The organism is Dorea longicatena (assembly GCF_024168045.1).
In the GTDB taxonomy this organism is placed as follows: Bacteria; Bacillota; Clostridia; order Lachnospirales; family Lachnospiraceae; genus Dorea_A.
In genome coordinates, this window is the sequence record NZ_CP100126.1 from 563,915 (window position 1) to 589,892 (window position 25,978).

Genomic DNA, 25,978 nt, shown 5'->3' on the forward strand with positions numbered 1-25,978 from the left:
CGGGGTGTCTGCTGTATTATAGATACTAACAATCTAAGGAAAGGAGAAACAGCAATGACTTTAGGTGATGCAAAAGTTGGAAGTACAGTTGTTGTAACGAAGATTGAAGGGGACAGCGCATACAAGCGCCGTATTATGGACATGGGAATCACAAAAGGCAGTGAACTGTATATCAGAAAAGTAGCTCCTCTCGGAGATCCTGTAGAGATTACAGTCAGAGGCTATGAACTTTCAGTAAGAAAAGACGATGCCCAGTGTGTTCAGGTAAAATAAGACTTACCGAAGGAACTGACAGATACATATTGTCGCATTAGAATTTACACGTTCAAGGAGGTAAATAGGAATGGGAATCAAGATCGCACTTGCGGGAAACCCAAACTGTGGTAAGACCACAATGTTTAATGCCTTAACGGGTGCCAACCAGTATGTTGGTAACTGGCCGGGGGTTACAGTAGAGAAAAAAGAAGGAAAATTAAAAGGAAAGAGAAAGAATGATGACATTGTTGTAACAGACCTTCCGGGTATCTATTCTCTTTCACCGTACACATTGGAAGAAGTAGTCAGCCGAGATTATATCTTAAACGATAATCCGGATGTTATTATTGATCTTGTAGATGCAACGAATATTGAACGTAACCTGTATCTTACAACACAGCTGATCGAGACAGGTGTTCCGGTAGTTATCGCACTGAACATGACAGACCTTCTGGAGAAGAGAGGAATCAAGATCGATACAAAGAGACTTTCTATGTTGTTAGATTGCCCGATCGTTGAGACTTCTGCCCTGAAACAGACAGGACTGGATGCGCTGGTTGAGACAGCAATCAAAGTAGCTAATAAAAAAGAAGTTGATCTTCCAAGAGAAATTTTCTCTAAAGAAATGGAAGCAGCAGTTGCAGATGTGAAAGGGGTTCTCCCGGATACAATCTCAGAAGACAAGAAGAGATGGTATGCTGTGAAATTCCTTGAGAACGACAGCAAGGTTGTAGAAAGCATGAATCTTTCTGCAGCAGCAAAAGCAGCAGTTGATAAAGACAGAAAAGAACTTGAGACAAAACATGACGATGATATGGAAAGTATCGTAACAGATGAACGTTACAAATTCATCCAGAAGATCGTTGAGACAACAGTTAAAAAAGGAAAAGACAAATTAACAACATCCGATAAGATCGACCGGATCGTTACAAACCGTATTCTTGGTATTCCGATCTTTATCGCAGTTATGTTTATTGTTTACTACATTTCCGTAACAACAATCGGTACAATTGTTACAGACTGGACGAATGATACATTCGTAGGTGCAATTCAGGATATCGCTTCAAAAGGACTTGAAGCAGCCGGCATAAGCAGCGTGATCGAAGGATTGGTAGTTGATGGTATCATCGGCGGTATCGGAGCCGTACTCGGATTCGTACCACAGATGGCAATCCTGTTCCTCTTCCTTTCTATCCTGGAAGACTGTGGATATATGGTACGTATCGCATTCGTTATGGACCGTGTATTCAGACACTTCGGACTGTCTGGTAAGAGCTTCATTCCACTTCTGATTTCATCCGGTTGTGGTATTCCTGGAATCATGGCTTCTAAGACCATTGAACAGGACAATGACAGACGTCTGACAATTATGACAGCAACATTTATCCCATGCGGAGCGAAGTTACCGGTTATCGCATTAATGGGTGGAGTTATGGCAAGTTACGCAACCGGAAGCTATACAGCAGGCGGACTTATGGCGCCAATCATGTATTTTGTAGGTATCGTAGCAGTATTAGTAGCAGCAATCATCCTGAAGAAGACAAAACCATTCTCAGGAAAACCGGCACCATTCGTTATGGAGCTTCCACAGTATCACGTTCCACAGGCTAAGACAGTTCTTCTTCATGTATGGGAAAGACTGAAAGGCTTTATCATCAAAGCCGGAACGATCCTGTTCCTTGCATGTGTAGTTATGTGGTTCCTTGGTGGATTCGGATTTACGAACGGTGGATTCGGACTTGTAGATGACAGTGCAGACAGTTTACTTGCAGTAATCGGCGGATTTATTGCACCAATCTTTGCACCACTTGGATTTGGAGAGTGGCAGCCGGTAGCAGCTTCTCTTTCCGGATTCACAGCAAAAGAAGCAATCGTTTCAACAATGGGTGTACTTGCGAACGTAGCAGAGAGCCAGTCAGAAGATACTGTAACAGTAGCTCAGGCTATCCAGAACTGGTTCCCGAGTGCAGTAGCAGCATTTTCATTCCTGTTATTCAACCTGTTGGATTCCCCTTGTCTGGCAGCCATAGCAACGATGGCACAGCAGATGCAGTCTAAGAAATGGTTCTGGTTTGCAATCCTGTTCCAGAATGTATTCGCTTATCTCGTAACACTTTGTGTATACCAGATTGGTACATTAGTAACCGGCGGCGGATTTGGAGTTGGTACAGCAGTGGCATTTGTGGTAGTAGCAGTCATGCTGTTCCTGTTATTCAGACCTGATCCGTATAAAGATCAGAAAGTTTATTCTAAACGTTCTGTAAATGCATAAGTAGAGCGGACCGGACGTAACTTATTTACGTCCGGATTTCCCTTTGAAGGAGGCAGTTTTCATGGTAGCCATTTTAGCAGATATCATTATTTTAGCATTAATATTAGGGTATTGCGCATACCTGGTATACGGAATTGTGAAGAGATTTAAAAATGGAGTCATCCAGGGATGTGGCGGCAGCTGTGCCGGATGCAGTGGATGCGGTGGTGGATGCTGCAGTTCAGATCCTGATGAAGTGAAAAAAATGATCGAAAATATGTATGGTAAATAAAGGAGTTGGCAGTCATGGGCAATTCGACAGGCTCTATGTTCTACCTGTTCGTGATCGTGATCGTCCTTTACATTGTCGGTGCTTCTATCTATCAGGCATTTCTCTGGTTCGGGAAATGGCAGGAGAAAAAAAGAGACGAAAAGTTCAGCATGGATAATGAGGAGAACAAAGAATAGAGGGATAGAGATATGGCAGATATTATAGTTGTATTAATCGTGATCGTTCTTCTTGGATTTGCACTGAGAGGAGCAATCAGGCATTTTAAAGGTGACAGTCCCTGCTGTGGCGGCGGAACCGGTATCATCAAAACTGACGATAAAGAACTGAAGAATCCGGTGATCGGAAAGAAGACAGTTCATATCGGAGGTATGACCTGTGAGCACTGCGTACAGTCAGTAAAGAAAGCGTTAAATGAGATAGAAGGTGTTTCGGCAAGAGTGGACTTACAGAAGAAAGAAGCAGTGGTGTCTTATGACCGTGAGATTGCAAATGATGTTTTGAAAAAAGCAGTTGAAAAAGCAGGATTTCAGGTTGTTTCTATAACAGAGTAGATACGATAGGAGGATGACAGGTGGATAAGGCAAAAGAAGCGATTGTACAGAAACTAAAAGCCAGTGGATGCAGGATCACCAAGCAGAGACGGATGCTTCTGGATATTATACTGGAAGAAAACTGTTCCTGTTGCAAAGAAATCTATTACCGCGCATCCCGGATCGATCCAAGTATCGGAACAGCAACCGTATACCGGATGATCAACAAGCTGGAGGAAATCGGAGCGATCAACCGCAGGAACATGTATAAAGTAGCATGTGATCCGGACTGTGACCTGCAGAATGCATGTACGGTTGAACTGGACGATGATACGATCAAGCATCTGTCTGCAAAGAACTGGAATGCTGTGATACAGGCAGGCTTGAAAGCATGTGGTTATGTAGAAGATCAGAAAGTACGGAACATAACAGTGCAGTCATAAAGATGCTATTGAAAAAATTTATCAATAGCATGAAAAATATTTGAAAAGGACATTCTTTGGTGTTATAATTTGCAGAAACAAAAATGACTGCCGGACACAAATGAAGGGATGTCCTTTTTGTTATAGTGTTTATAGTGTTTAATTAATAAATATACAATGGAGGGAATACATATGTTAAATTTAAAAGACATTAATTGGAAAAAACCAGGACTTTTTGCAGCAGGAGTAGCTTTCGGAACAGCAGGAATCAAGATTCTGACAAGTGATGATGCCAAGAAATTATATACAAATTGTACAGCAGCCGTATTAAGAGCAAAATCTTGTGTGATGAAGACAGCAACAAGTGTTCAGGAGAATGCAGGAGATATTTTAGCGGAAGCAAAGCAGATCAATGAAGACAGAGCAGCAGAGGCAGAAGCAGAAGTTGTAGATGACTATTGTGAAGTAGCGGAAGAGACAGAGGAAGCAGCAGAGACTGCAGAAGCTGAAGCAGCTACAGAAGCATAAAAACGGGCACGAAGATTATAAGTTGCCATAATACACGGGCACCTGCGGAACATCTGCAGGTGCTTTTGCAAGACTAACAAGAGGTGACAAGAGTGAAATTTAAGGTTAAGCATGAGATAAGAGGAAGAATCCGTATCCATATGGAGCAGAAACGCATGACTCATGAACAGGCAGACATTCTTCTCTTTTATCTGCAGAATATAGACGGCGTATTCCGCGCAGATGTCTATGACAGAACGGCGGACGCAACGATTCATTATAAGGGAAACAGAGAAACAATCATCGAAGGACTCCGCAGATTCCGTTATGAGGAAGTAGAAGTGCCGAATGGCCTGTTAGAGACATCCGGAAGAGCAATGAATGCAGAGTATCAGGAGAAACTGGTGGATAAGATTCTGTTCCATTATGGAAGAAAATTCTTACTGCCATATCCGATCTCAGCAGCATATACAACCATTATGTCTGCAAAATATATCTGGAAAGGTATTAAGACACTGATGGAAAGAAAACTGGAAGTCCCTGTACTGGACGCTACGGCGATCGGTGTCTCTATCTTAAGAAGTGACTTTGATACTGCGGGATCTGTGATGTTCTTACTTGGAATCGGAGAACTTCTGGAAGAGTGGACACATAAGAAATCAGTCGATGATCTGGCAAGGACCATGTCACTGAACGTCGGAAAAGTATGGCTGAAGACAGAAGACCAGGCCGTCCTTGTTCCGTCAAGTAAGATTAAAGCAGGTGATCAGGTAGTAGTCCATATGGGAAATGTAATTCCATTTGACGGTGAAGTTGTGGACGGAGAAGCAATGATCAATCAGGCTTCCCTGACAGGAGAATCTGTGCCGGTAAGAAGAACAATTGGAAATTATGTATATGCAGGAACTGTTGTGGAAGAAGGAGAGGTCACAATTGATGTAAAGGCTGTCGGTGGATCCAGCCGTTACGAAAAGATTGCGGCTATGATAGAAGATTCTGAAAAATTGAAATCAGGTCTGGAAAGCAGGGCAGAACATCTGGCAGACAAACTGGTTCCGTATTCTCTTGGAGGAACAGCACTTACCTGGCTGCTTACAAGAAATACGACAAAAGCATTGTCTATTCTGATGGTAGATTTCTCCTGTGCTTTAAAACTTGCGATGCCAATCTCCGTACTCTCTGCGATCCGCGAAGCAGGTATGTATAAGATTACAGTAAAAGGTGGAAAATATCTGGAAGCAGTTGCCGAAGCAGATACCATCGTATTTGATAAGACGGGAACACTGACAAAAGCAAAACCGACAGTGGCAAAAGTGGTATCATTCAATGAAATGAATGAAGATGAACTGCTCCGTATTGCTGCATGCCTGGAGGAACATTTCCCGCATTCTATGGCAAAAGCAGTTGTCAGCGCAGCAAAGGCAAAACATCTGGATCATGAGGAGATGCATTCAAAAGTGGAATACATCGTAGCCCACGGAATTTCCACACAGATCGAAGGAAAGAAAGCAGTGATCGGAAGCTATCATTTTGTATTCGAAGATGAAAAGGTAATCATTCCGGATGGCAAGAAAGAACAGTTTGATAATCTGCCGGAAGAATATTCACATCTGTATATGGCGATTGAAGGAAAACTTGCAGCAGTGATCTGCATCGAAGATCCGTTACGTGAAGAAGCAGCAGAGGTAATAAAGGAACTTCGTGAAGCGGGATTAAGTAAGATTGTTATGATGACCGGTGATAGTGAACGTACCGCAAAAGCAATTGCAAAACGCGTAGGCGTGGATGAATACTATGCGGAAGTACTGCCGGAAGATAAGGCAAGTTTTTGTGATAAAGAAAAAGCAGCAGGGCGTAAGGTTATTATGATCGGTGACGGTATCAATGATTCACCGGCTCTTTCCGCAGCCAATGTAGGAATCGCGATCAGTGATGGTGCAGAACTTGCAAGAGAGATTGCAGATATTACTGTCGGTGCAGATAATTTAAGAGAATTGGTAACTCTGAAGAAGATCAGTAATGGTCTGATCAGGAGAATCAGCCGCAATTACCGTATGATCGTCGGATTTAACGCAGGGCTGATCGGTCTTGGCGTGACAGGAATCATCATGCCGACAACATCTGCATTGCTGCACAATACATCAACACTGGTAATCGGACTTAAGAGTATGCAGAATCTTTTGGATGCGTAGAATAAAACTGACATATAAAAAAGAAAAAAAGAAGCTTAATGAGATTTAAATTCGTTAAGCTTCTTTTTTGTGCATAATTCTTGACAGTTTTGAAAGAATAAGATAATATTCAAATACAAGGATGTTAGTAAAAACTAACGCAAATTAGGAGGGGCTAAGATGGCAAACAGATATCTGATTGAAAAATGCCTGGTGGAACATTGTTCGGCAACACTTGCATCTATGAAATCGGCAAATTTATTTAATATGACATTTGCAGATGATACAGACGTGGAAGATCAGATTGAGTTCTGGAACCGGTGCATGAAAGAAAAGGGCATCCGTCTCTATATATTGCGGAGACAGGAGAACCGCGTATTGGTTTATGTCTATCGTAAAAAACAGCTCGAGGTCAGTCTGAACCGTCCGGGAGTGGCGAAGTTCCTCAAAAAATACGGATATGGAAGCACGGATGTGGAATATGCATTGGACCGGTTAAAATCAAGAATCGGCGAAAACAATGAATTTCCACATGAAATCGGAATTTTTCTTGATTATCCACTGGGAGATGTGATCGGATTTATTACAAATGAAGGGCGCAATTTCAAGTGTGTGGGATGCTGGAAAGTATATTGTGATGAGTGCGCATGCCGGAAAACATTTGCAAAATATAAAAAATGCAGAGATGTCTATGTACGTCTCTGGCAGCAGGGAAGAAGTGTTTTGCAGCTTACAGTAGCTGCCTGACATATAAAATTATCAATGAAAGAGGTAGAAAACAATGAGTAAAATTGCAGTAGTATATTGGAGTGGAACAGGTAACACAGAGGCTATGGCAAACGAAGTAGCAGAAGGAGCAAAGGCTGCAGGCGCAGAAGTGGATGTATTAACAGCTTCAGAATTCGGTGCAGATAAGATGGACGCTTACGATGCGGTAGCATTCGGATGCCCGGCTATGGGAGCGGAAGAACTGGAAGACAGCGAATTCGAGCCGATGTTCTCTGACTGCGAAGGCAAGCTTGGCGGAAAGAAGATCGCACTCTTCGGATCTTACGGATGGGGAGACGGAGAATGGATGAGAACATGGGAAGAGACATGCAAAGCTGACGGAGCTGTTCTTGCATGTGAGAGTGTACTTGCGAACGAAGCACCGGATGATAATGCGGTGGCAGCTTGCCAGGCACTTGGAAAGGCGCTCTGCTAGCCGAGGGGACGTGAAAAGTGGCTTTTTGTCATTTTTGTTATTATTTTCTTTCAGGAGTATCGGGAAAGAATAAAATAACTGGTAAAAGTTCTCATTTTCAATAAAAAGATATTCTTGATTCACCTAAGAAGATATGATATGCTAACAGCGGTTAGAAAAAACTAACTATCGTGTGAATAAATCATGGCAGACTCCTTCTGTCTCATCCCTGAGCAAGAGAGACAGAAGTGGTTCCATGGGAAAGGATCTTGACATGGAGAATTTTTTAGCAATTGAGAAGGTTATTGGAAGAGAGATTATTGATTCGAGAGGTAATCCGACGGTAGAGGCAGAAGTATATCTTCTGGATGGAACGGTAGGAAGAGGTGCGGCACCAAGCGGCGCATCCACAGGGGAATTCGAAGCACTGGAACTGCGTGACGGAGATAAATCCCGTTTCGGCGGAAAAGGTGTAACCAAAGCCGTAGAGAATATTAATACAGTGATTAACGATGCACTGAAAGGTGTAGATGCATCAGACATTTATGCAGTAGATGCAGCAATGATCGCAGCAGACGGAACAAAAGATAAATCGAACTTAGGTGCAAATGCTATCCTGGCAGTATCGATCGCAAGTGCATGTGCAGCAGCAAATGCACTTGCGATTCCGCTTTACCGTTTCCTCGGAGGCGTAAATGGTAACAAACTTCCGGTACCTATGATGAATATATTAAACGGAGGCGCACATGCAGCCAACACAGTAGATGTACAGGAATTCATGATCATGCCTGTAGGAGCACCAAGCTTCAAAGAAGCACTCCGCTGGTGTGCAGAAGTCTTCCATGCACTGGCAGCATTATTAAAATCAAAAGGACTTGCAACTTCCGTAGGTGATGAAGGTGGATTCGCACCAGACCTTGCATCCGATGAAGAAGCAATCCAGTACATCTTAGAGGCAGTAAAAGATGCTGGATATGAGCCTGGGAAAGACGTCATGATCGCTATGGATGCAGCATCTTCTGAATGGAAAGGTGAGAAGAAGGGCGAATATGTACTTCCAAAGGCAGGTACAAAATTCACTTCTGAAGAGCTCATTGAGCACTGGAAGAAACTGGTAGACAAGTACCCGATCATCTCTATCGAAGATGCATTAGACGAAGAAGACTGGGAAGGATGGCAGAAACTGACAGCTGAACTTGGAGACAAAGTACAGTTAGTCGGAGACGATCTGTTCGTAACGAATACAGAGAGACTTTCCAAAGGTATCGAACTTGGATGCGGTAACTCAATCCTTATCAAGTTAAACCAGATCGGATCTGTATCAGAGACACTGGAAGCAATCAAGATGGCTCATAAAGCCGGCTACACAGCTATCTCATCTCACCGTTCCGGAGAGACGGAAGATACAACAATTGCAGACCTTGCAGTAGCACTGAACACCTGCCAGATCAAGACAGGAGCACCTTCAAGATCAGAACGAGTTGCAAAGTACAATCAGTTACTGAGAATCGAGGAAGAGCTCGGAGCAAGTGCTGTATATCCTGGAAAAGCAGCATTTAATGTGAAGAACAGATAAGCCAATGGGGACGGGGAAAATGGTTTTTTCCCCGTCCCCGCTGGCTTTTTTCGTGGTGTTATTTGAAAGCTATTTTGAAAAAGTCAGAAAATAAAATTATTTTGGCCTGAATTGTGATAAAATAAAGGTAAGATTAAAGACCAGAGGGGACAGAAAAAAGGCCGGGAAACCCCGTCCCCACTGGCTCGAAAGGAAGGATCGGTATGAAAAATTATTCAGAAGATACAAGCAGACAGTATCATATTCAGGTTGCCAAAGGTGAAGTCGGACGCTATGTGATCATGCCGGGAGACCCGGGAAGATGTGAAAAGATAGCGGAATATCTGGAAAATCCGGTTCTGGTTGCAAGTAACCGGGAGTTTATGACTTATACGGGAATGCTGGATGGTGAGAAAGTCAGTGTGACATCGACAGGAATCGGAGGACCGTCGGCAGCAATTGCAATGGAAGAACTGGTACGCTGCGGGGCAGATACATTTGTCCGGATCGGAACCTGCGGTGGAATGCAGCCGGAAGTAAAAAGCGGTGATATAGTGATCGCAACCGGTTCAATCCGCATGGAAGGGACAAGCAAAGAATATGCACCAATCGAATATCCGGCAGTTGCCAGTCTGGAGGTAACGAATGCACTGGTGCAGGCTGCAAAAGAAGATGGCTGCATTTGGCATACAGGGGTGGTACAATCAAAGGATGCATTCTATGGACAGCATGAACCGGAAGCAATGCCTGTCGGCTATGAACTGCTGAACAAATGGGAAGCATGGAAGAAGATGGGATGTCTGGCTTCCGAGATGGAATCAGCGGCACTTTTCATAGTGGCCGGTAAATTGCGTGTCAGAGCAGGGGCATGCTTTCTGGTTATGGCAAATCAGGAAAGAGAGAAGCTCGGACTGGAAAATCCGGTGGTACATGATACTAATATGGCAGTCCGGACTGCAATAGATGCAGTGAGAAATCTGATCCGGTATGACAAAGAAAAAGAATAACAGAAGAAGGGAAACAAGATGGGGAAGACAGAGAATAGAAATAAGTCGAAGTATAATCCAAAACAACTGATCGAAATTTCAATAGGACAGTTAAAGTATTCTTACACACCTTATTCAGGATTCAAAGTCGGAGCTGCATTATTGGCGAAAAATGGAAGCGTATATACGGGATGCAATATTGAAAATGCAGCATATACACCGACAAACTGTGCAGAAAGGACAGCATTTTTTAAGGCAGTAAGTGAAGGCGTGAAGGAATTCGATGCGATCTGTATTGTAGGAGGAAAAGATGGGGTCTTGACAGAATATGCACCGCCGTGCGGAGTGTGCAGACAGGTGATGATGGAATTTTGTGATCCGGAAACATTTCAGATCATTCTTGCAACAGATCTGGAACATTATGATATCTATACGTTAAAAGAGTTATTACCGTTGGGATTCGGACCTGGGAATCTGAAAAAAGAGTAAGGGGGAAATCATGACAGCAGAAGAATTAAAAGCATTGCCAAAGGTCGAGCTGCACTGTCATTTGGACGGATCGCTGAGCCACACATTTATAGAAAAAAGACTGGGACGGAAAGTGTCACAAAGTGAACTCAGTGTATCTGACGACTGCAGAAGCCTGAATGAATATTTGCAGAAATTTGATCTTCCGGGGAAATGTATCATGAATGAAGCCGGACTGCAAGAAGCTGGCTATGATGTATTAAGAAGTATGAAACAGGAAAATGTCTGCTATGCAGAGATCCGTTTTGCACCGCTTCTGTCTGAGACGCAGGATATGAACTGTAACAAAGTTATCGAAGCATTGCTTAACGGACTGGAAAGAGGAAAGAAAGATTTCGGTATAGAGTATGGAGTAATTACCTGTGCCATGCGTCATCACAGTGAAGAAGAGAATGTCAGGATGATCCGGACTGCAAGAGCATATCTGGGATATGGAGTATGCGCGGCAGATCTTGCAGGAGCAGAAAGCCTGTATCCGATGTCAGAGTTCATGGAACTGTTCAAAAAGACGAAAGCACTTGGCATGCCATTTACCTTACATGCAGGCGAATGCGGGAGCGTACAGAATATTCTCGATTCAGTAGAAGCCGGAGCCGGAAGAATCGGACACGGAATTGCCATGAGAGGGCATGACGATATACAGAAAGAATTGCAGAAAAAAGGCATCGGTATCGAGATGTGTCCGATCAGCAATCTGCAGACAAAAGCGGTAGAAAGCACAAAGGATTATCCGATGCGGGAGTTCCTGAATACCGGATTAAAGGTAACGGTAAATACCGATAACCGTACAGTCAGCAATACGACACTGACAAAAGAACTGGAATTTATCCAGAAGAATTATGGAATCACCGATGAAGAGATTCATCTTATGATGAGGAACGCAGTGGATGTGGCATTTGCGGATGATGCAGTGAAAGAAAGGATGTTGAAGTATGTATAAAAAACTGGAAAAATGTTTAAAAAGCATAAGAAAAAAGACGGATTTCAAACCAGAAAAAGCAGTCATCTTAGGATCCGGTCTCGGAGATTATGCCGAGAAGATCAAGATAGAAAAGGTTGTAAAATATACAGACATCGAAGACTTTCCGGTATCGACCGTTCAGGGGCATAAAGGTCAGTTTGTCTTCGGATATGTGAAAGATGTCCCGGTCGTACTGATGCAGGGAAGAGTGCATTATTATGAAGGGTACTCCATGCAGGATGTTGTACTCCCGACCAGACTGATGGGGGTGATGGGAGCAAAGAAGATTCTTCTGACTAATGCTGCAGGCGGAGTCAATCCATCATTCAGACCGGGTGACTTTATGCTGATCACAGATCACATTACAACAGCAGTGCCAAGTCCGTTGATCGGACCGAATATCGAAGAACTCGGAACCAGATTCCCGGATATGAGTGAGGTATACAGTAAAAATCTTCAGAAAATCATCCGTAAAAGTGCAAAAGACTGCGGAATACCACTTCAGGAAGGGGTATACGTACAGCTGACTGGGCCGAATTACGAGACACCGGCAGAAATCCGAATGGTCAGAAGCTGGGGCGCAGACGCAGTCGGTATGAGTACTGCATGCGAAGCCATGGCAGCCAGACATATGGGAATGGAAGTGTGCGGAATCTCCTGCATTACGAATATGGCAGCAGGCGTCAGTGATGCAAAGCTTAACCACGCCGAAGTTCAGGAGACGGCGGACAGGGTGGCGAAAGATTTTGAAAAACTGGTGACAGATGTGATAGATGCAATTTGATTCTTCAGGCATTCTATATTTACGGAATAAAAGGGGATGTGAAAAAACTCAATCGATTTTTTTCACATCCCCTTTTTAGGAGGTCTGGGTAGCCAGTCTGGTAGATTAAATAGAATACTTCAATTCAAACATCTCCGCCGGTATATAATGCTTACTAACCACAAGTATCTCCTCATTCTCATCATACACATTCTCATGTGTCATAAGGAAAGAATCATGGCTGGACAGTTTATAATTCTTTGCAGAGAAGTTTCCGGCAGTAGAATACGTAACACAGCGGTTGCAGTGATGGTCTTGTTCATAACAGGTATGTTCCAGAAAATTCAGCAGGGCATCTGTGCTGTTCAGGTCAATCTGCAGTCTGCCGACCAGCTCGATCGGGATAAAACTTAAAGAATACGCAATGGTATGTCCCTCATGCTTATACTAGCGGTCGACGATGACAACAGCAGCCGTATAGTGGTCAAAGTTGTCTAAAATTGATTTTGATGGCGGCTCAATACGGAAATCCAGTTCAACATTGTCCAGTTCTTCCTGACAGCTGTCATAAACAGGGTGAGTCATAATGTTGTCAAAAAATTCTGGAACAGGAATGCAAATACGTTACTGTTCCAGATATTTGATATACGAGAATTAAGAAGGTGTATAATATGAACGAAAAGAAATATAAAAGAATATTTACCGTAGTCATAGATTCACTCGGCGCCGGAGAGATGCCGGACGCCGCTTCTTATGGTGATGCGGGGACAGATACCCTGGGACATATTGCGGCAAATGTAGAAGAGTTTAAAATTCCGAATCTGCAGAAACTTGGAATTGCTAACTTAAAAGATCTTGCAGGTGTTGCACCTGTAGAAAAAACGTTGGCTTATTATGGAAAATTAAGAGAAGCAAGCAACGGAAAAGACACCATGACCGAACACTGGGAGATGATGGGACTTCACATCACAACTCCGTTCAAGACATTTACAGAGACAGGATTTCCAAAGGAACTGATCGATGAATTGTCAAAAAGAACCGGACGTACGATCATCGGTAATAAGAGTGCCAGCGGAACAGAGATCCTGGACGAACTGACAGAAGAAGAGAAGATTAAGATGTGTGAAATCGTAACAAAAGCCGGAGCAGAATTCATCAAGACATCTACAGGATTCTCTACAGCCGGAGCAACATTTGAAAATGTAAAACTGATGCATGATCATGTTGGAGAAGGTGTGAAGGTAAAAGCAGCGGGTGGAATCAGCTCATTCGACGATGCTGAGAAATTCATGAGCCTTGGAGCAGACAGACTTGGAACAAGCCGTCTGGTGAAGATCATGAAAAATACAGATAACGGTGCGGGATCATTACATTTGTGATGTGCATCATTGCAAAATCCGAGTGGTTTGATTTCTGCCCGGGAATATTCATGGGATGCTTTATAACATTCGCAACGGATGGAAACTGGAGTGTGTTGGCGATATCGCTGGTGATCGGAGCATTCTTAGGACTTTCCTGTGAGTATGGAGGAAACTGGCTGTATCAGGCAGTGACTGAGAAAAAAGAATGTGATACATATATGGGAGAAAATGTATTGCAGTCAGCACAGGATAGGACCTTGTAAGTTTATTCCGATCGGTGATAGCCGCCATAATGCATTAAATAGAAAATATATGCAGAAATCTAAAGATGTGATAGAATTTGACTGAATCATTGATTTTATTGTACCAGGGATCTTATATACATTGAAGATCAGATTCCGCTGATGTACTATATTGTACAGACAGTAAAGAAATCATAGGAGAAAAAGGAAAAAAGAATGAAAGAGAAGAAAAGCAATATAGGAAAATATCTGCTGATCCTGGTTCCGTTTGTCATGGGTGTTACAGGATTTACGGTTCTAGATGGTCAGCCGGTGGTGGATTCGCTGTTTCTGAGTATGGAGATGTATTTCCTGAATTATTCGGATTCACCGCCGAATATACTGATCGAGATCGCCAGATGGACAGCACCGCTTATGACGGCCAGCGGTGTTCTGATGTCGATATCAAAGATTCGTGGCAGGATATTGCAGTTGCTGCGGTATTACAGCGGAGACAGCATTGCCGTATATGGGGATAATATTCACCGGAAAGAAATGGTACAGGCACTGGGATCCTGCGGGATAGATGCCGGAGAAGACTGGGAGTGGGTGAAAGCGAAGAAATACCTGCTTCTTGGAAATGAGGACGAGAATTTCCGGTTTTACGGACAGCACAGAGAAGCATTTGCGGGGCATACCGTTTATCTGAAATCTGAAAATCTTGCGGCAGAGGGAATCCTGAATCCGCATTTACGCCTGTTTTGTCCGGAAGAAACGGCGGCTAGATTATACTGGAGAAGGAATTGCCTGTATGAAACCTCTTGTGCACAAGGGCATCATTTGCAGATCATATTTCTGGGATTCGGACTTCTAGGGGAAAAACTTCTGGAATATGCACTGCAGGATAATATCTTTGACCCTAAACAGCGGATAGAGTATCATATCTTTGGAGACGGAGCAGAATTTCAGGCTTCGCACAGAGAACTGTTCCAGATGAGTGACCCGGTGATCTTTCATGCAGAACACTGGTATGAGAACATACCGCTTCTGGAATCTGCAGACAGGATCCTTCTGCTCCCGCAGAAAGGGCAGCTTGGAATGGCAGGAAAGCTTCTGGCATCTACAACGGGTACAGCTTTTGAAGTATTTACGGTGGAAGACGATGGATTTGAACTGTTATCGGGAAGAGAACGTCTGCATGTAGTGGAATGGGAAAAAGAAGCATGGAATCCGGCCAACGTGCTGGGAACAGAGATGTTCGAGCATGCAAAGAAATTGAATCTTCATTATGCACATCTGTACGGAGGTGTGGAGGAAAATTCGGAAAATATGGAACTGGAATGGGGAAAACTGGATGGATTTACGAGATATTCCAATGTCAGTGCAGCCGATTATCATAAGATACGGGTACATATGATGAAGATAGACGGATGGAGTATGGATGCTGCCGGACTGAGCCAGAAACAGATGGAACTTCTGGCTGAACTCGAACATATCCGGTGGTGCAGGTATCATCAGTTCCACAACTGGCGAATGGGAATTCCGAAAAATGGTGCGAGAAAAGATGCCACGCTTCGGATCCACAAGGATCTGATACCATATGATGAATTGACGGAAGAAGAAAAGAAAAAAGATAAGGATAATATCCGTATGCTGCAGAAGTTGTTTGCAGAAAGTTAAAAAAACAGGATAACATTTTTGCGTAGAAACACCACCCCGAAAGGAGTGGTGTTTCTTGTGTAATAAATATATTGAGAAATGTTCTCAACATATCCTCTTCCTATTTTTACAAAAATCATGTATCATACTAGTTAGATAAAGCTAACCTGTGTACATAAAAGGAGGAAATACATGAGTATAGTAATTGTAGGCGGACACGACAGAATGGTTCATCAATATAAAAAAATCTGTAAAGAATACAAGTGCAAAGCGAAAGTATTCACACAGATGTCTGGAAATTTAAGTGAAAAGATCGGAAGTCCTGATTTGTTGATCCTATTTACCAACACAGTATCTCATAAGATGGTACACTGTGCAGTGACAGAAGCGGAAAAATGCAATGCACAAATCGTGAGATGCCATACAAGCAGTGGAAATGCATTAAATGAGATTCTTCAGAATGCCTGTACAGCATAAGTATCTGGAATGTGGGAAAGCCCACGTCAGATGCTGACACCTTTTCTTGATCTTTTTTAATCTAAAAACTCCATAAGGATAATCCTTGCGTTTGGCTGATAATATGCGATATAATAAAAAATGCTTGACTTAAAACAAAGAGAGGTTTATGGAATGAAGAGAGAGACATTTGGATCAAGACTGGGCTTCATCCTTGTATCCGCAGGGTGTGCCGTTGGCATCGGGAATGTGTGGAAATTTCCATATATGTGTGGACAGTTTGGTGGAGCTGCATTTATCCTGATATATCTGGTATTTCTTCTGATCATGGGAATTCCGGTTATGGTCTGTGAATTTGGTGTCGGACGTGCGAGCAGACACAGTGTTGCTGCTGCATATGAGACACTGGAACCTAAAGGAACAAAGTGGCATATTACAAAATGGATCGGTATCATTGGATGCTATTTTCTGATGATGTTCTATACTACGGTTGGTGGATGGATGCTATATTATTGTGTCAGAAGCTTCAGTGGAGATTTCGTAGGTGCGGATATGGAGACGGTATCGGCTGGATTTAGTGATATGCTTGGAAATATGCCGCTTATGACATTTTGGACGATTCTGATCTGTATCATTGGATTCGGTGTATGTGCATTTGGAATCCAGAAAGGTATCGAAAAAGTATCCAAGTTCATGATGACAGCATTGCTCTTGATCATGATCGTACTTGCGATTCACTCTGTGATGATGAAAGGTGCCGGAGCGGGAATCCGCTTTTATCTGATTCCTGATTTCAGACAGATGGCAGAGATCGGAATCGGAAACGTGGTTTTCGGGGCTATGAGCCAGGCATTCTTTACATTATCAATTGGAATCGGAGCGATGTTGATCTTTGGAAGTTATATGGAAAAAGATCAGCGTTTATTCGGAGAGGCTGTGAATATTACCGTGCTTGACACGGTCGTAGCGCTGATGGCAGGTTTCATTATTATTCCGGCATGCTTTGCATACGGAATTGAACCGGGAGCAGGCCCAAGCCTTATATTTATCACGATCCCGAATATTTTCGCGCAGGTGGCAGGCGGGCGTGTATGGGGAGGATTATTCTTCCTGTTCTTAAGCTTCGCTGCATTTACGACACTGGTTGCGGTATTTGAAAATATTATTTCTTTTGATATGGATTTATTCGGATGGTCAAGAAAGAAGAGTACACTGGTAAGTCTGATTCTGATCATTATCTTAAGTATGCCATGTGTTATGGGATTCAATGTATTGGCCGGATTCACTCCACTTGGAGAAGGATCGACAATCATGGATCTGGAGGACTTCATCGTATCGAATAACCTGCTTCCGCTTGGAAGTCTTGGCTATGTCCTGTTCTGTACAAAGAAGAACGGATGGGGATGGAACAGCTTCCTTGAAGAAATCAATCAAGGAGAAGGATGGAAGTTCCCGGCAGGAATCAAGGGTTATATGTCTTACGGACTGCCGCTCCTGATCATTATCATTTACCTGAAGGGATATTATGATAAATTTCAACCAATGGGAACGAAGACACTGATCGGTTGGATGATCGTGGCGTTCTTATTCCTTGCATTTGTGATCGGATGCTCTTGTGGAAAAAGTACTGTGGAAAAAGTGGACAAGTAAAGAAAAAAAGTAAAAAGATGTGGAAAAAGGATAAGTTCTTTTGTAAAGTGGAAAAGAACTTATCCTTTTTTTGTTCATCATACATTTGAAAGAAACTGCCGGTGGCAGATTCTATAAATAGTAAAGCATGCAAATGAAGTTAATTTTTCGCCTCGTAAGCAGCCTGGCGGACATCCGGGATCGCGATCAGTACAGGATATAATACTGCAGAGATAATCAGTCCGCCGATTCCCTGGATGATATTGGCAGGAATACTTGCGGCAGCACCGCTTCCATAAAGGAAGAATTCGCAGATAAAATATCCGCCGGCAACGAATACGATATCCGTGATACCGCCAAGAATGACTGCAATATAACGGTTTTTACCGGAACGGCACATCTTCTGGTAAATCAGTCCGGATACCAGTGCGACAAGCCCCTTGATCACCAGTGTGATCGGAACGTATACAAAATATCCACCGATCAGGTCAGACAGTGCAGAACCGATACCACCGGCAAGCATACCATATACAGGACCGAGGATGATACCTGCGAGGATTACGATTGCATCACCAGGATGGATATATCCGCTGGTTCCCGGTGTCGGAATGCGGATGGACATCGTAGCAACACAGGCCAATGCAGCAAATAATGCTGTCATAATTATTTTTTTTAGATTGGAATTCATAACAAAAACCCTCTTTCCTTTCGTAATTGTCATTACTTTACAATAGTAGTGGCATGAGATAAAGAGCCAGTTATGAGAAAAAACACCATACCAGTTTGAAAGCACATCACTTAATCAGCGGAAGATGACTGGGCTGCATGTTTTTTATATTGGCTGGGGGACATCCCCATATAACGTTTAAAAATCTGACCATAATATGCCGGTGAGGAAAATCCTACAAGTCCGGCAATCGTAGTAATATTCTCTCCATTCATAAGAAGTGGAAGGCTGTTCTGGATCCGTGTAGACAGCAGGTAGTCGAAGATGGTCATCCGCATATACTTTTTGAAAAAGCGGCAGCATTCACTTTTGCACAGTCCGGCGTGAGAGGCAATATCTTCGAGACCAAGTTCTTCCGAGGCATGTTCTTGAATATAAGAAAGAATGTCTTTCAAACGTTGCAGATGCTTCTGTGGCTGTGGTGTATCCTGGGCAATCTGGACATAATGCAGATAAAGTCTGTGCCAGATCTCACAGAGCAGGAGGTGGACACGGAATTCATAGTCAGGTAATTCCGGCTGTTCTGACATGCTTTCATATCCAGAAGCGGAAGAAGATTGAACATGGCAGGTCAATCTATATATTTCTTTTATGTATTCAATAATTTCATTCTGCCACGAAATCTCTGGCTTTAATACAAGTGAAGACCAGAATTCGTTGGAAGTGATAAAATCGACATATTTGGTCTGCAGGATACTGTTCTCGTATCCATAGATGAATTTGGGATGAAATGTGACAGAGATATAATTACAGTCCTGGTCATCAATCATATATCCGGCATGTAAAGCATTACTGTTGCAGAATATCCCTTCGCCTTCTGAGATAATATAACGCTGGTCATTGACGACATATTCCATCTGTCCGGATACGAACCATGTAAGTTCGATCTCCGGATGCCAGTGCCACATGAAGGAATGCTGTTCATAAGACTGTATTGCCTCTGGGGATACCTGAACGGGGAAAGTGTAACTTCCGTGTTCTTTTACTTCTTTTTTGTTTTTTTCTGTAAGAATCTGAATACCTTTCATATCATCCTCCGTATATAAAAGTCAAAAACAAATAAAATCTCAATATTCTTATAAAATATGCCAATATTCTTATTGTGAGAATTTGCATATCTCATTATGATTATATTATAGCAATAACAGAAGACAGTCAACTACAAAAAAGTATGTAAGTGGATGTTAAAGAAGGCCTGAAACTTAAGGTACGAAAGAAAAAATGATAAAAATGTATTACAAATGGAGGTAATGGAATGCAGAAAGAGCAATTGATCGCAAAATTTCAGGAATTATACGGAGAAGGCGGGAAAATCCGTACTTATTTTGCACCGGGACGAGTAAACCTGATCGGAGAACATACAGATTATAACGGAGGTCATGTATTCCCATGTGCACTGACAATGGGAACATGGGCAGTGGTAAGGAACAGAGAAGACAGAAAATTAGGTTTCTTCTCTTTGAACTTTGAAAAGCTTGGAATCATTGAGACAAGTCTCGATGAATTGATTCCGAGTAAAAATGCCGGATGGACGAATTATCCGAAGGGAGTAATGTGGGCATTCGAAAAGAGAGGGTATGAACTGACACATGGAATGGATATCCTGATCTATGGAAATATTCCGAATGGTTCTGGACTTTCTTCTTCCGCATCACTGGAAGTGCTGACAGGACTGATGTTAAAAGATACATTTGGATTTGAAGATCTCTCCATGATTGATCTTGCATTGATCGGACAGTATTCGGAGAATAATTTCAATGGATGCAACTGTGGAATTATGGATCAGTTCGCAAGTGCGATGGGTAAGAAAGATCATGCAATTTTCCTGGATACCAATACATTAAAATATGAATATGCACCGGTCGTTCTTGAAAATGCGAAGATCGTGATCATCAACAGTAAGGTAAAGCACAGTCTGGTTGATTCTGCTTACAATGACAGAAGAAATGAATGTGAGACTGCATTAAAGGAACTTCAGAAGGTTACAGATATAAAGACACTTGGAGATCTTACAGAGGACGGATTCGAACAGTACAAGGATGCGATTAAAGATCCGGTCAGACAGAAGCGTGCGAAACATGCGGTATATGAAAACCAGCGGACAATCCGTGCGGTAGAAGCACTCCGTAACAATGATGTGAAATTATTCGGACAACTTATGAATGCATCTCATGAGTCACTTCGTCATGATTATGAAGTATCCTGCGAAGAGATCGACATCTTAGTGGACCTGGCGCAGGCTATGCCGGGAGTTATTGGTTCGCGTATCACCGGAGGCGGATTCGGCGGATGTACGGTCAGCATTGTTGAAGATGCAACAGTGGACAGATTTATCGAAGAGATTGGAAAGACATATAAAGAAAAAGTCGGACATGAAGCAGAATTCTATGTAGTAGAGATTGGTGACGGAGCAAAGATTGTATAAATTCACAGGATAGAAAAAGGAACGGAAGGATCATAATATGTTGTATGAAAATATTAAGAAACTGGTAGAATATGGCATTCAGACCGGACTGACACCGGAATGTGAGAGAATCTACACAACAAATTTATTGTTGGAATTATTTCAGGAAGACTCATACGAAGATGTAGAAATCAACAGAAGCTCCATCGAACTGGAAGCAGTTCTGGAAGGATTACTGGATGAGGCAGTAAAAAGAGGAATCATTGAAGACAGCATCGGATTCCGTGATCTTTTTGATACAAAGATCATGAATTGTCTGGTGCCAAGGCCGGCCCAGATACAGATGACATTTGCAGAAAAATACGAAGAATCGCCGGAAACTGCAACAGAATATTTCTATAAATTAAGTCAGGACAGTAATTATATCCGCAGATACCGTGTGAAGAAAGATATGAAGTGGAAAGTAGATTCCCCATATGGAGAGATTGACATCACAATCAATCTTTCTAAGCCGGAAAAGGATCCAAAGGCGATTGCAGCGGCAAGAAATGCAAAGAATACAGCATATCCGAAATGTCAGCTTTGTATGGAAAATGAAGGATATGCAGGACGGCTGGATCATCCGGCAAGAGAAAACCACAGAATTATTCCGATTGAGATTGCGGGAGGAAAATGGGGATTCCAGTATTCACCCTATGTGTACTATAATGAGCATTGTATTGTATTTAACGGACAGCATATTCCGATGAAGATTGATAAGAAAGCATTTGAGAAATTATTTGATTTCGTAAAGTTATTCCCACACTATTTTCTGGGATCCAATGCAGATCTTCCGATCGTTGGAGGCTCTATCTTAAGTCATGATCACTTCCAGGGGGGACATTATACATTTGCAATGGCAAAAGCACCGATTGAGATCGGATTCAAGATTCCGGGATATGAAGATGTTGAGGCCGGAATTGTAAAATGGCCGTTATCTGTCATCCGTATACGTCACAAAGACGAAAAACGTCTGATCGAACTGGCAGATCACATTCTCGGATGCTGGAGAGGCTATACCGATGAAGAGGCCTTCATCTATGCAAATACAGACGGGGAACCACACAATACCATTACCCCGATTGCAAGAAAACGTGATGGATTGTTTGAACTGGATCTGACTCTTCGGAATAATATCACAACCGAAGAACATCCACTTGGCGTTTATCATCCACATGCAGAGTATCATCATATTAAAAAGGAAAATATCGGACTGATCGAAGTTATGGGACTTGCGGTGCTTCCATCCAGATTAAAAGAAGAGCTGGAGATTCTTGCGGATTATCTGGTTCAGAAAAAAGATATCAGAAGTAATGAAAAGATTGCAAAGCATGCGGACTGGGCAGATACATTTTGTAAAAAATATGATGGGATTACAGAAGAAAATGTAATGGATATATTGAAAAAAGAAGTCGGTGAAGTATTTGTACATGTACTTGAGGATGCCGGAGTGTATAAATGTACAGAAAAGGGAAGAGAAGCATTTTTAAGATTTGTAAAAACATTATAAGATGTTAGAAAAACGTCAAAAATCAGAAGGGATGAAAAGCCCGGAAGATTTTTGGCGTTTTGTCATGTTTGAGTTGTTATGGTGAAAATGTAATAAAATTTTACGTAAATATAAAGTGCTGATTGTGAATAGAGATAGTAGATGCTATAATGAAAATATAGTTTTTCGGGAAAAAGTATATTAAAAGAAAAATAAAATTTCAGGAGGAAACTTATATGAGATATGAAATCAAAGGAGACACATTACCGGTAGTTATCTGCTATCTGGAGGGCGGAGAGAAGATGATCACAGAAGGAGGCGGAATGTCTTGGATGTCACCGAATATGAAGATGGAGACGACCACGAATGGAGGAATCGGCAAGGCATTTGGAAGAATGTTTTCCGGTGAGCATATATTCCAGAATATTTATACCGCACAAGCTGGCAAGGGGATGATTGCATTTGCATCGTGCTTTCCTGGATCCATCAAAGCATTTGAAATCGGACCGGGGTGCGAGATGGTATTCCAGAAAAGTGCATTCCTTGCAAGCGAAGCAGGGGTAGAATTGTCTGTGTTCTTTAATAAGAAGTTCAGCTCTGGATTATTTGGCGGAGAGGGATTTATCATGCAGAAGGTATCTGGTCAGGGAACTGTATTTGCTGAGTTTGACGGACATGTAGTGGAGTATGAATTGAACGCCGGACAGGAAATTGTCGTAGATACTGGACATCTGGCTGCAATGGATGCTTCATGCCAGATAGAGATAAAGAGCGTACCGGGTGTGAAGAATATGTTATTTGGCGGAGAAGGAATCTTTAATACAATAATTCACGGACCTGGAAAAGTGTGGCTTCAGACAATGCCGATCAGTAATGTGGCAGGAGCATTGCGCCCATATATGCCATCATCCGGAAAATAGAAAGGATGCATAATTACAATGAGAACAAGAAACATTCATAAAGCCGCACTAACAGATGCAGTCACACCGTTGGAGGAAGCCGGAAAGAAAATTGCATATCAGGCAGCGGTGGAAGGGATCGTGCTTCTGGAGAATGACGGATGTCTTCCGTTAAATCCGGGAAAAATTGCACTATACGGAGCCGGTGCCAAAATGACGATCAAAGGAGGGACCGGTTCAGGAGAGGTCAATGAACGGCATGCAGTATCGATCCTGGAAGGAATGGAATATGCGGGATTCAAGATTACAACGATGAACTGGATTGATGATTATGATCAGAGTTTTCAGGAAGGAGAACGCGCGTACGCAGAAGAATTTCGCAAGAAACTAAGTCCGAAGAATCTGTCGGATTTTATGAATCTGATGAGCAGTCCATACCGCTATCCATATGGAAGAGCAGTGCTGCAGGAAGATGTAGAAAAATCAGAGACCGATACCTGCATTTACGTCATTTCGAGACAGGCAGGAGAAGGTGCTGACCGTAAACTCAGTGAGAATGAATACGGTCTAGCAGAGATAGAACGAGTAAATCTGACATTTTGTGCGGAACAATATGAGCATATGATCGTAGTGATCAATGTAGGAGGGCAGTTTGACCTGAATTTTCTGCATGAGATTCCGAACATCAATGCGGTGATCTTCATGGGACAGCTTGGAACGATGGGCGGGCAGGCAGTTGCGGATATAGTCTGCGGAAAGCATACACCGTCCGGGAAACTTACAGATACATGGGCAAAGCATTACCGGGACTATCCGGCGTCAGATGATTACAGTTATCTGAATGGGAATCTCGATGAAGAGTATTACCGGGAAGGGATCTATGTCGGATACCGGTATTTTGATACATTTCATGTAGCACCAAGATATCCGTTTGGATATGGACTATCGTATACAGAGTTCGAAATGCATCTTGCAGGTATGAGGCTGGAAAGAACTACCGTCGAGATATCCGTAGATGTAAAGAATAAAGGCGAAGTATACAGCGGAAAAGAAGTGGTACAGATCTATGTAAGCTGTCCGGATGGTGAACTGAAAAAAGAAGCACAGCGATTAACTTCATTTGCCAAGACAAAGAATCTGAAACCGGGAGAGGAAGAACGGATCGTATTACAATTTGATCTGCGTGATCTTACAAGTTACAGGGAAAAAGATGCTGCCACTGTTCTGGAACCGGGCGAATATGTCGTGCGAGTCGGTAATTCCAGCAGGAATACAAGAGTATGTGGAATATTAAAACTGGAAACGGAAATAATTACAGAGAAACATTCTCATATCTGTAAGGTACCGTTAAGGGTGACAGAACTGGAATGGCAGGAAGAAAAGGAACTTCTTCATGCAGCCGGTGACTGCAGACAGAACTGGGGAAGAACCTGTGAAATAATCATCGACGATGTGGAAAAAATTCAGAGCTTTCAGATCGAACCGGGGATTATTCCGGAAACGGAGCATGAGTATGGCCCGGTGGAGATCTATTCTTCGGAAGAGACTGACAGGATCTTAGAGTCATTAACGCTAAGAGATATGGCGGAGCTGGTTGTGGGCGGAGGCATGTCCGGACATCGATTCTTTGAAGCACCGGGAGCAGCAGGCGTGACGACTGGAAATCTGACTGCAAAGGGAATTCCAAATGTCGTTATGGCGGATGGACCTGCGGGACTCAGGCTTCATAAGATATCGTCTGTATCTATAACGGGTAAAGTAAAAGGAATAGAACCAAATATCTCTTTTATGAAATATCTTCCCGAACCGGTAAAGAAAGTAATGCTTGGCAATCCGGACAGCAAGAATCTTCTGTATCAGTTTACAACGGCATTTCCGGTGGGAATCTCTCTGGCATCGAGCTGGAATCTGCAGCTTGCAGAAGAGGTCGGGAATGCAGTGGGAAAAGAGATGGAAGCTTATGGTGTAACTTACTGGCTGGCACCGGGCATGAATATACACCGCAACCCTTTATGTGGACGTAACTTTGAATATTTCTCTGAAGATCCATTACTTACGGGTAAATTTGCGGCAGCAATTACAAAAGGAGTTCAGAAGAACCGTGGATGTTATGTTACATTAAAGCATTACTGCTGTAATAATCAGGAAGACAACCGTAATAAGATGAATGCTAACGTAAATGAAAGAGCACTTAGGGAAATCTATCTGAAAGGATTTGAAATTGCGGTGAAAGAATCGCATCCGGGAGCTGTGATGAGCAGCTATAATAAGGTAAATGGCAAATACGTCAACAACAGCTATCGTCTGCTGACACAGGTACTGAGGAATGAATGGGGATTTGATGGTTTCGTTATGACTGACTGGTTCGCAACCGGAAGAAAATACGGTGATCCGGCACATGCGATTGCATCAGGCAACGACCTGATTATGCCAGGCAGTTCCGGAACCGTAGATGACATCGTAAAAGCAGTTTCCAAAGGTATTATTCTGGAAGAAGATGTAAAAAGGAGTGCGGCCAACGTGTTGAAAGGAATCATCAGCAGCCGTATCTACCAGGGGTATTTAAGGAAGCAGAGAGAAAGCGGAGTATAATCAGTAAACAGATACACACTATATTCACAAAAGTTGACTTCGAACGAAGTGAGAGGAGAAACTTGGGAATATAGTGTGTATCTGTTTGCGTCCGGGGA

The 25,978-nt window shown here is 42.7% G+C and carries 26 protein-coding genes; 24 read left to right on the forward strand and 2 right to left on the reverse strand.

All coding sequences use genetic code 11. From position 1 onward, the window contains the following. Nucleotides 1-54 precede the first annotated feature (54 nt). The 20 genes from NKF87_RS02780 (at nt 55) to NKF87_RS02875 (ending at nt 17,751) form a co-directional block, all read left to right on the forward strand. Nucleotides 55-273: a FeoA family protein gene (locus NKF87_RS02780; RefSeq protein ID WP_006428445.1), complete on the forward strand. Its 219-nt coding sequence runs from the start codon at nt 55-57 to the stop codon at nt 271-273. 70 nt (nt 274-343) lie between these two features. Beyond that, entirely contained in the window at nt 344-2,527 is a 2,184-nt protein-coding gene (gene feoB, locus NKF87_RS02785; RefSeq protein ID WP_117597965.1) for a ferrous iron transport protein B, read from the forward strand. Between the two features lie 61 nt (nt 2,528-2,588). Continuing rightward, a complete protein-coding gene (locus NKF87_RS02790) occupies nt 2,589-2,798 on the forward strand; it encodes a FeoB-associated Cys-rich membrane protein (RefSeq protein WP_022415935.1) in 210 nt (69 codons plus the stop codon). Between the two features lie 14 nt (nt 2,799-2,812). After that, nucleotides 2,813-2,974 carry a hypothetical protein gene (locus NKF87_RS02795; RefSeq protein WP_181978363.1) on the forward strand — a complete coding sequence of 54 codons (162 nt, stop codon included), beginning with the start codon at nt 2,813-2,815 and terminating at the stop codon, nt 2,972-2,974. A gap of 12 nt (nt 2,975-2,986) precedes the next feature. Next, entirely contained in the window at nt 2,987-3,349 is a 363-nt protein-coding gene (locus NKF87_RS02800) for a heavy-metal-associated domain-containing protein (RefSeq protein ID WP_117597966.1), read from the forward strand. 20 nt (nt 3,350-3,369) lie between these two features. Continuing rightward, nucleotides 3,370-3,771, forward strand: a complete 402-nt coding sequence (locus tag NKF87_RS02805) for a transcriptional repressor (protein ID WP_242998887.1) — start codon at nt 3,370-3,372, stop codon at nt 3,769-3,771. A 171-nt stretch (nt 3,772-3,942) separates the two neighbouring features. Beyond that, a complete protein-coding gene (locus tag NKF87_RS02810) occupies nt 3,943-4,278 on the forward strand; it encodes a DUF6110 family protein (RefSeq protein ID WP_117597967.1) in 336 nt (111 codons plus the stop codon). Between the two features lie 92 nt (nt 4,279-4,370). Continuing rightward, a complete protein-coding gene (locus NKF87_RS02815; protein ID WP_117597968.1) occupies nt 4,371-6,449 on the forward strand; it encodes a heavy metal translocating P-type ATPase in 2,079 nt (692 codons plus the stop codon). 159 nt (nt 6,450-6,608) lie between these two features. After that, a complete protein-coding gene (locus tag NKF87_RS02820; RefSeq protein WP_117597969.1) occupies nt 6,609-7,175 on the forward strand; it encodes a DUF3793 family protein in 567 nt (188 codons plus the stop codon). Nucleotides 7,176-7,209: 34 nt separating this feature from the next. Then, the gene (locus NKF87_RS02825) at nt 7,210-7,632 is read left to right on the forward strand and encodes a flavodoxin (protein WP_117597970.1); all 423 of its coding nucleotides are present in this window, start codon (nt 7,210-7,212) and stop codon (nt 7,630-7,632) included. Between the two features lie 253 nt (nt 7,633-7,885). Further along, entirely contained in the window at nt 7,886-9,187 is a 1,302-nt protein-coding gene (gene eno / locus NKF87_RS02830; protein ID WP_117597993.1) for a phosphopyruvate hydratase, read from the forward strand. Between the two features lie 203 nt (nt 9,188-9,390). Then, a complete protein-coding gene (gene udp, locus NKF87_RS02835) occupies nt 9,391-10,173 on the forward strand; it encodes a uridine phosphorylase (protein WP_117597971.1) in 783 nt (260 codons plus the stop codon). 18 nt (nt 10,174-10,191) lie between these two features. Next, nucleotides 10,192-10,641 carry a cytidine deaminase gene (gene cdd, locus NKF87_RS02840; protein ID WP_117597972.1) on the forward strand — a complete coding sequence of 150 codons (450 nt, stop codon included), beginning with the start codon at nt 10,192-10,194 and terminating at the stop codon, nt 10,639-10,641. Nucleotides 10,642-10,651: 10 nt separating this feature from the next. After that, nucleotides 10,652-11,620, forward strand: a complete 969-nt coding sequence (gene add, locus NKF87_RS02845) for an adenosine deaminase (RefSeq protein ID WP_117597973.1) — start codon at nt 10,652-10,654, stop codon at nt 11,618-11,620. Beyond that, entirely contained in the window at nt 11,613-12,425 is an 813-nt protein-coding gene (locus NKF87_RS02850) for a purine-nucleoside phosphorylase (protein WP_117597974.1), read from the forward strand. Before add ends, NKF87_RS02850 begins: the two co-directional genes overlap by 8 nt. A 650-nt stretch (nt 12,426-13,075) precedes the next feature. Next, a complete protein-coding gene (locus tag NKF87_RS14295) occupies nt 13,076-13,783 on the forward strand; it encodes a hypothetical protein (protein ID WP_330412571.1) in 708 nt (235 codons plus the stop codon). Further along, entirely contained in the window at nt 13,783-14,028 is a 246-nt protein-coding gene (locus tag NKF87_RS02860) for a DUF1097 domain-containing protein (RefSeq protein ID WP_242998889.1), read from the forward strand. The genes NKF87_RS14295 and NKF87_RS02860 overlap by 1 nt, the downstream gene beginning before the upstream one ends. A gap of 195 nt (nt 14,029-14,223) precedes the next feature. Then, a complete protein-coding gene (locus NKF87_RS02865; RefSeq protein WP_117597975.1) occupies nt 14,224-15,666 on the forward strand; it encodes a RyR domain-containing protein in 1,443 nt (480 codons plus the stop codon). 171 nt (nt 15,667-15,837) lie between these two features. Beyond that, nucleotides 15,838-16,122, forward strand: coding sequence for a DUF2325 domain-containing protein (locus NKF87_RS02870; RefSeq protein ID WP_055284895.1), 285 nt, complete (start codon nt 15,838-15,840; stop codon nt 16,120-16,122). 153 nt (nt 16,123-16,275) lie between these two features. Then, complete coding sequence (locus NKF87_RS02875; protein WP_253583925.1) at nt 16,276-17,751, forward strand: sodium-dependent transporter; 1,476 nt, start codon at nt 16,276-16,278, stop codon at nt 17,749-17,751. 139 nt (nt 17,752-17,890) lie between these two features. Here the strand turns inward: NKF87_RS02875 and NKF87_RS02880 are convergent, their stop codons facing one another. Continuing rightward, nucleotides 17,891-18,418, reverse strand: coding sequence for an ECF transporter S component (locus NKF87_RS02880; protein ID WP_161144001.1), 528 nt, complete (start codon nt 18,416-18,418; stop codon nt 17,891-17,893). 110 nt (nt 18,419-18,528) lie between these two features. Further along, complete coding sequence (locus NKF87_RS02885; protein ID WP_161144000.1) at nt 18,529-19,485, reverse strand: AraC family transcriptional regulator; 957 nt, start codon at nt 19,483-19,485, stop codon at nt 18,529-18,531. A gap of 227 nt (nt 19,486-19,712) precedes the next feature. On the opposite strand from NKF87_RS02885, the gene NKF87_RS02890 reads away from it, so the two are divergent. From NKF87_RS02890 to NKF87_RS02905, 4 genes are all read left to right on the forward strand, one after another. After that, nucleotides 19,713-20,882, forward strand: coding sequence for a galactokinase (locus NKF87_RS02890; RefSeq protein WP_253583926.1), 1,170 nt, complete (start codon nt 19,713-19,715; stop codon nt 20,880-20,882). A gap of 37 nt (nt 20,883-20,919) precedes the next feature. Next, nucleotides 20,920-22,410 (forward strand): UDP-glucose--hexose-1-phosphate uridylyltransferase, encoded by a 1,491-nt coding sequence (gene galT, locus NKF87_RS02895; RefSeq protein ID WP_253583928.1) that lies wholly within the window; start codon nt 20,920-20,922, stop codon nt 22,408-22,410. Nucleotides 22,411-22,625: 215 nt separating this feature from the next. Continuing rightward, the gene (locus tag NKF87_RS02900) at nt 22,626-23,309 is read left to right on the forward strand and encodes a TIGR00266 family protein (RefSeq protein ID WP_253583929.1); all 684 of its coding nucleotides are present in this window, start codon (nt 22,626-22,628) and stop codon (nt 23,307-23,309) included. An 18-nt stretch (nt 23,310-23,327) separates the two neighbouring features. Next, on the forward strand, nt 23,328-25,880 hold the full coding sequence (locus NKF87_RS02905; RefSeq protein ID WP_253583931.1) for a glycoside hydrolase family 3 protein: 2,553 nt from the start codon (nt 23,328-23,330) through the stop codon (nt 25,878-25,880). Nucleotides 25,881-25,978: the final 98 nt, after the last annotated feature.

Coding starts and splice junctions, on each gene's coding strand:
- NKF87_RS02905 (WP_253583931.1), top strand. CDS start 23,328: ATGAGAACAAGAAACATTCATAAAGCCGCACTAACAGATGCAGTCACA.
- add (WP_117597973.1), top strand. CDS start 10,652: ATGACAGCAGAAGAATTAAAAGCATTGCCAAAGGTCGAGCTGCACTGT.
- NKF87_RS02860 (WP_242998889.1), top strand. CDS start 13,783: ATGTGCATCATTGCAAAATCCGAGTGGTTTGATTTCTGCCCGGGAATA.
- NKF87_RS02790 (WP_022415935.1), top strand. CDS start 2,589: ATGGTAGCCATTTTAGCAGATATCATTATTTTAGCATTAATATTAGGG.
- eno (WP_117597993.1), top strand. CDS start 7,886: ATGGAGAATTTTTTAGCAATTGAGAAGGTTATTGGAAGAGAGATTATT.
- NKF87_RS02870 (WP_055284895.1), top strand. CDS start 15,838: ATGAGTATAGTAATTGTAGGCGGACACGACAGAATGGTTCATCAATAT.
- NKF87_RS02875 (WP_253583925.1), top strand. CDS start 16,276: ATGAAGAGAGAGACATTTGGATCAAGACTGGGCTTCATCCTTGTATCC.
- NKF87_RS02890 (WP_253583926.1), top strand. CDS start 19,713: ATGCAGAAAGAGCAATTGATCGCAAAATTTCAGGAATTATACGGAGAA.
- NKF87_RS14295 (WP_330412571.1), top strand. CDS start 13,076: ATGAACGAAAAGAAATATAAAAGAATATTTACCGTAGTCATAGATTCA.
- NKF87_RS02880 (WP_161144001.1), bottom strand. CDS start 18,418: ATGAATTCCAATCTAAAAAAAATAATTATGACAGCATTATTTGCTGCA.
- NKF87_RS02885 (WP_161144000.1), bottom strand. CDS start 19,485: ATGAAAGGTATTCAGATTCTTACAGAAAAAAACAAAAAAGAAGTAAAA.
- NKF87_RS02820 (WP_117597969.1), top strand. CDS start 6,609: ATGGCAAACAGATATCTGATTGAAAAATGCCTGGTGGAACATTGTTCG.
- NKF87_RS02780 (WP_006428445.1), top strand. CDS start 55: ATGACTTTAGGTGATGCAAAAGTTGGAAGTACAGTTGTTGTAACGAAG.
- NKF87_RS02900 (WP_253583929.1), top strand. CDS start 22,626: ATGAGATATGAAATCAAAGGAGACACATTACCGGTAGTTATCTGCTAT.
- udp (WP_117597971.1), top strand. CDS start 9,391: ATGAAAAATTATTCAGAAGATACAAGCAGACAGTATCATATTCAGGTT.
- NKF87_RS02825 (WP_117597970.1), top strand. CDS start 7,210: ATGAGTAAAATTGCAGTAGTATATTGGAGTGGAACAGGTAACACAGAG.
- NKF87_RS02795 (WP_181978363.1), top strand. CDS start 2,813: ATGGGCAATTCGACAGGCTCTATGTTCTACCTGTTCGTGATCGTGATC.
- NKF87_RS02865 (WP_117597975.1), top strand. CDS start 14,224: ATGAAAGAGAAGAAAAGCAATATAGGAAAATATCTGCTGATCCTGGTT.
- NKF87_RS02800 (WP_117597966.1), top strand. CDS start 2,987: ATGGCAGATATTATAGTTGTATTAATCGTGATCGTTCTTCTTGGATTT.
- cdd (WP_117597972.1), top strand. CDS start 10,192: ATGGGGAAGACAGAGAATAGAAATAAGTCGAAGTATAATCCAAAACAA.
- NKF87_RS02850 (WP_117597974.1), top strand. CDS start 11,613: ATGTATAAAAAACTGGAAAAATGTTTAAAAAGCATAAGAAAAAAGACG.
- galT (WP_253583928.1), top strand. CDS start 20,920: ATGTTGTATGAAAATATTAAGAAACTGGTAGAATATGGCATTCAGACC.
- feoB (WP_117597965.1), top strand. CDS start 344: ATGGGAATCAAGATCGCACTTGCGGGAAACCCAAACTGTGGTAAGACC.
- NKF87_RS02810 (WP_117597967.1), top strand. CDS start 3,943: ATGTTAAATTTAAAAGACATTAATTGGAAAAAACCAGGACTTTTTGCA.